General features: G+C 67.7%; 6 protein-coding genes. 3 read left to right on the forward strand and 3 right to left on the reverse strand.

The window, feature by feature from the left end; translation table 11 throughout:
• Positions 1 to 330: FAD-binding domain-containing protein (locus B3587_RS12025; RefSeq protein WP_292728959.1), on the forward strand; the 330-nt coding region annotated here is incomplete at its 5' end.
• Here B3587_RS12025 and B3587_RS12030 read toward each other — a convergent pair.
• Together B3587_RS12030 and pheA are read right to left on the reverse strand one after the other, a co-directional pair.
• Positions 331 to 750 carry a hypothetical protein gene (locus B3587_RS12030; RefSeq protein WP_292728962.1) on the reverse strand — a complete coding sequence of 140 codons (420 nt, stop codon included), beginning with the start codon at positions 748 to 750 and terminating at the stop codon, positions 331 to 333.
• A gap of 8 nt (positions 751 to 758) precedes the next feature.
• Positions 759 to 1,715 (reverse strand): prephenate dehydratase, encoded by a 957-nt coding sequence (gene pheA / locus B3587_RS12035; RefSeq protein ID WP_228178406.1) that lies wholly within the window; start codon positions 1,713 to 1,715, stop codon positions 759 to 761.
• A 119-nt stretch (positions 1,716 to 1,834) separates the two neighbouring features.
• On the opposite strand from pheA, the gene pgm reads away from it, so the two are divergent.
• Positions 1,835 to 3,475, forward strand: a complete 1,641-nt coding sequence (gene pgm / locus B3587_RS12040) for a phosphoglucomutase (alpha-D-glucose-1,6-bisphosphate-dependent) (protein WP_292728966.1) — start codon at positions 1,835 to 1,837, stop codon at positions 3,473 to 3,475.
• Here pgm and B3587_RS12045 read toward each other — a convergent pair.
• On the reverse strand, positions 3,472 to 3,693 hold the full coding sequence (locus B3587_RS12045; RefSeq protein WP_267189684.1) for an FUSC family protein: 222 nt from the start codon (positions 3,691 to 3,693) through the stop codon (positions 3,472 to 3,474). The genes pgm and B3587_RS12045 overlap by 4 nt on opposite strands.
• 197 nt (positions 3,694 to 3,890) lie before the next feature.
• Between B3587_RS12045 and B3587_RS12055 the strand changes: the two genes are divergently transcribed.
• Positions 3,891 to 4,333, forward strand: a 443-nt coding sequence (locus B3587_RS12055; protein WP_292728969.1) for an NAD-dependent epimerase/dehydratase family protein, incomplete at its 3' end; no start/stop codon positions are given.

Genomic DNA, 4,333 nt, shown 5'->3' on the forward strand with positions numbered 1-4,333 from the left:
CGGATGGTGACGGCATCCTTCCTCACGAAGAACCTCATGATCGACTGGCGCAAGGGCGAGCAGTGGTTCTGGGACACCCTCGTCGATGCGGATGCCGCATCCAACCCGTTCAGCTGGCAGTGGGTGGCCGGCTCCGGCGCCGACGCGGCGCCCTACTTCCGTATCTTCAACCCGGAGCTGCAAGCGGCGAAATTCGACCCCGACGGGACATACGTTCGTCAGTGGGCTCCTGAGTACGCGGGGGACGAGGCTCCGGAACCGATCGTTGACCTGAAGGCGACCCGGGACGCGGCCCTGGCCGCCTACGAGGCGGTCAAGAACTCGCGCTGACTAACCGGCGACGCCTGAGAGCGCGATGGCCTGCAAGACGTTCACCAGCGCGCACACGAGGAGCACGGCGGACACCGGCGTCCAGATGGCGCGCTCGATGCGACTCCGCGAGATCCCGTTCATCACCGTGGCGATCGCGAAGGGCGCGACGAGCACCCACAGCACGACAATGTGCCACGACGCGGGCACGGTGCCCGGGAGAGCGGGGATGGCAAGGGACAGGAAGAACCACGCCACCAGCGCCCAGATCACTGCAGCGACGCCGCTTGAGACCCGCTGCGCCGGTGCGAGCGTCGCGGCTGCGCCGCCGTACGCCGCTTTCCCCCACGACACCCCGGCCGCGAGCGCTACCTGAAATCCGACGAGCACAAGGAGCAGGACCACCGCGACCCATGCCGCAACCACCGCCAGAGTTTCCATCGCAGGCCTCAGCGGTCGGGTTCACCCGAGAGCAGGCCGCGCAACCAGTCTCGAGCCTCGACGAACACATCGTCGGAGTACCGGTCGGGGTAGCGGACGACCGCGTGGTCGGCGCGGGGATAGGAACCGAGGAAGATGACCTTGGGACTGAAACGCCGCAGCCCCAAGAGCGCATCGGCCATACGTTCGTCCTTGATGTGCCCGTCGGCGTCGATGACGAATCGGTAGCGACCCAGCGCATCGCCGATCGGCCGCGATGCAAGCAGACTCAGGTTGATCCCGCGCGTTGCGAACTGCTCGAGCATCTCCAGAAGGGCCCCGGGGTGATCATCGGGCAGCTCGGCGATGAGCGATGTCTTGTCGGCACCGGTCGGCTCAGGTGGCGCGACGGTCCGACTGACCAGCACGAACCGCGTGACAGCCTCGGCGTTGTCACCGATACCCTCGGCCAGCAGCTCGACATCGAGGTGCTCCAGGATGCCGGGGGCAGCGATCGCGGCATCGGCATCCGAGGTACCGTCGATCAGCCCGACAGCGCTCGCGACGTTCGACGCCGCCGGGATATGGGCGTGGGCGGGAAGAGTGCCGGTAAGCCACCGCAGGCACTGGGCGTAGGCGACGGGATGCGCAGCCACCAGCGACACGTCCTCAAGCCGTGTGCCGGGCCGCCCGACGAGGACGAACTCGACCGGAACGAGGTACTCGCCGACGATGCGCAGTCCGGGCATCGTCGCGAGGGCGTCTTGCGCGGTCGAAACCCCACCGTCGACCGAGTTCTCGATCGCGATCATCGCGGCATCCGATCGACCCTCGACGACATCGGCGAGCGCCTCGCCGACATTGCGGACGGGGCGCCAGATCTGCCCGCGGGCCTCCGGCACCTGCGCCAGAGCCGCTTCGGTAAAGGTCCCCGCGGGTCCGAGATAGCTATAGGTCCGGCGGGTAGCTTCGGGCTCGTCGCTCACGGCAACCCAGCCTAGACCTGCGGCTCGACCCCACGCAGTTCAGCCCCCAGAGCAGGGGGCATCGGCATCGAGAGGCCACGCGGGATTGCGTGCGCTCGCTCGGGTGACAGACTGTGTTCATGAGCCGCGCAGGTCTGCCAGCCGAAGAATCCGACCTCATCGACATCGACGAACTGATCGCCGCGTATTACGAACGGGTCCCCGATCCGGCGGTGCCGGAGCAGCGCGTCGCGTTCGGAACGAGCGGTCACCGCGGTTCATCGCTGTCGACGAGCTTCAACGAGGTGCACATCCTCGCCACGACGCAGGCGATCGTCGACTACCGCACGGCTAATGGCATCGCCGGTCCCCTGTTCCTGGGCCGCGACACCCACGGGCTCTCCCGACCGGCCGAGCGCAGCGCCATCGAAGTGCTGGTGGCCAACGGCGTCGGCGTGCGCGTCGACTCGCGTGACTCCTGGGTACCGACCCCGGCGCTCAGCCACGCGATCCTGACCTTCAACCGCGGCAAGGCCGGCGACGACCCGACGCGTGCCGACGGCATCGTCGTCACCCCATCGCACAACCCGCCCCGGGACGGCGGCTTCAAGTACAACCCGCCCCACGGTGGTCCCGCCGACACCGACGCGACGGGCTGGATTGCGAACCGGGCCAACGAGCTCATCGCGGCAGGTCTCGAGGGTGTGAAGCGGGTGCGCTTCGCCGATATGGACGGCGAGCGCATCGGTTCCTACGACTTCCGTGACGCCTACGTGCGCGACCTCGAGAACATCATCGACGTCAACGCGATCGCCCGCGCCGGCATCCGGATCGGCGCCGACCCGCTCGGCGGTGCGTCAGTCGAGTACTGGGCCTACATCGCCGAGGTCTACGGCTTGGACCTTACCGTCGTGAACCCCGACGTCGACCCGACCTGGCGATTCATGACGCTGGACTGGGACGAGAAGATCCGCATGGATCCCTCCTCCCCCTCCGCGATGGCATCGCTGGTCGCCCGCCGCCACGAGTTCGACATCCTCACCGGCAACGACGCCGACGCCGACCGCCACGGCATCGTCACCCCGGATGCCGGACTCATGAACCCCAACCACTACCTCGCCGTCGCGATCGACTACCTCTTCACGCACCGCGACGGATGGGAATCGGATGCCGCGGTCGGCAAGACCCTGGTCTCGTCGATGATCATCGACCGCGTCGTCGCGGCCCTGGGCAGGGACCTCTACGAGGTGCCGGTTGGATTCAAATGGTTCGTGCCAGGTCTGCTCGATGGATCTGTCGCGTTCGGCGGTGAAGAGTCGGCCGGCGCGGCCTTCCTCCGCAAGGACGGGTCGGTGTGGACAACCGACAAGGACGGCATCCTGCTGTGCCTGCTCGCCGCTGAAATCCTCGCCGTCACCGGCAAAACACCCTCGCAGCGCTATGCCGAGCTCGAGGAACAGTTCGGGTCATCCGCCTACCAGCGGGTTGATGCGCCGGCCACTCCCGCGCAGAAGGCGACGCTCTCGAAGCTCTCCCCCGAGTCGGTGACAGCTACCGAGCTTGCCGGCGAACCGATCACCGCGAAGCTCTCGCACGCGCCCGGCAACGGCGCAGCGATCGGCGGCCTCAAGGTGCAGACCGAGAGCGCGTGGTTTGCTGCACGGCCGTCGGGCACGGAAGACGTCTACAAGCTCTACGCCGAATCACTCAAGGGCGAAGAGCACCTGCGCGAGGTGCAGGAGCAGGCGCGCGCCGTCGTTTCCGCGGCTCTCGGTTCCTAGGCCGGCCTGCGGTACGCCCGAAGCGGAACGAAGCTGACGGCAACCGCCAGCGCTGACCCGACGATCGTGTCGACGACACGCTCGCCGGCGATCGCCACCGAGCCGAACTCTCCGGCTGCCGCGCCTGTCAGGACGAGGACCAGGGGCGTGATCAGCACGAGCGCGAGCGCATAGTTGCGAGCGACGACAAGCTCGATTCCGAACTTCGCCCTGATCAACGGGTTCCTCCTGGGCCGCTTCTGGAGCGCAGGCCCCCAGCGCACGCTCTACGTCCCAGCGCCGGTGACGCGCGCCGGGACCAATGAGATCGTCGTGCTGACTCTGGATGCCGCGAGCTCGGCGACCGCACGCTTCGTCCCCTCCGCACTCCTCGGCCCGACCGAAGAGTGATCCCCGACCTGACAGGATGGAAGCCATGAGCTGGCTTGTCACCGGCGGTGCCGGATACATCGGTGCCCACGTCGTCCGCGCGCTGTCCGCCGCGGGGATCGCCCCGGTCGTCATCGATGACCTGTCCAGCGGACACGACGGCTTCGTGCCGGCGGGAGTGCCGTTCGTGCGCGGCTCCATCCTCAACCGCGAGCTCGTCGAAGAAACGCTGCGCGAGCATGAGGTCGAGGGCGTCATCCATGTCGCCGGCTACAAGTACGCCGGCGTCTCGGTCACCCGGCCCCTGCACACGTACCACCAGAACGTCGAGGGCACCCGGATCGTGCTCGAGGCGATGGCGGCGGCGGGAGTGACCAAGATCGTGTTCTCGTCCAGCGCCGCGGTGTACGGGACCCCGGATGTGCCGCTCGTGGTCGAGGACCTTCCCAAGCGCCCAGCCTCCCCCTATGGCGAGTCCAAGCTCATCGG

Source organism: Microbacterium sp. UBA837, from assembly GCF_002296025.1.
In the GTDB taxonomy this organism is placed as follows: Bacteria; Actinomycetota; Actinomycetes; order Actinomycetales; family Microbacteriaceae; genus Microbacterium.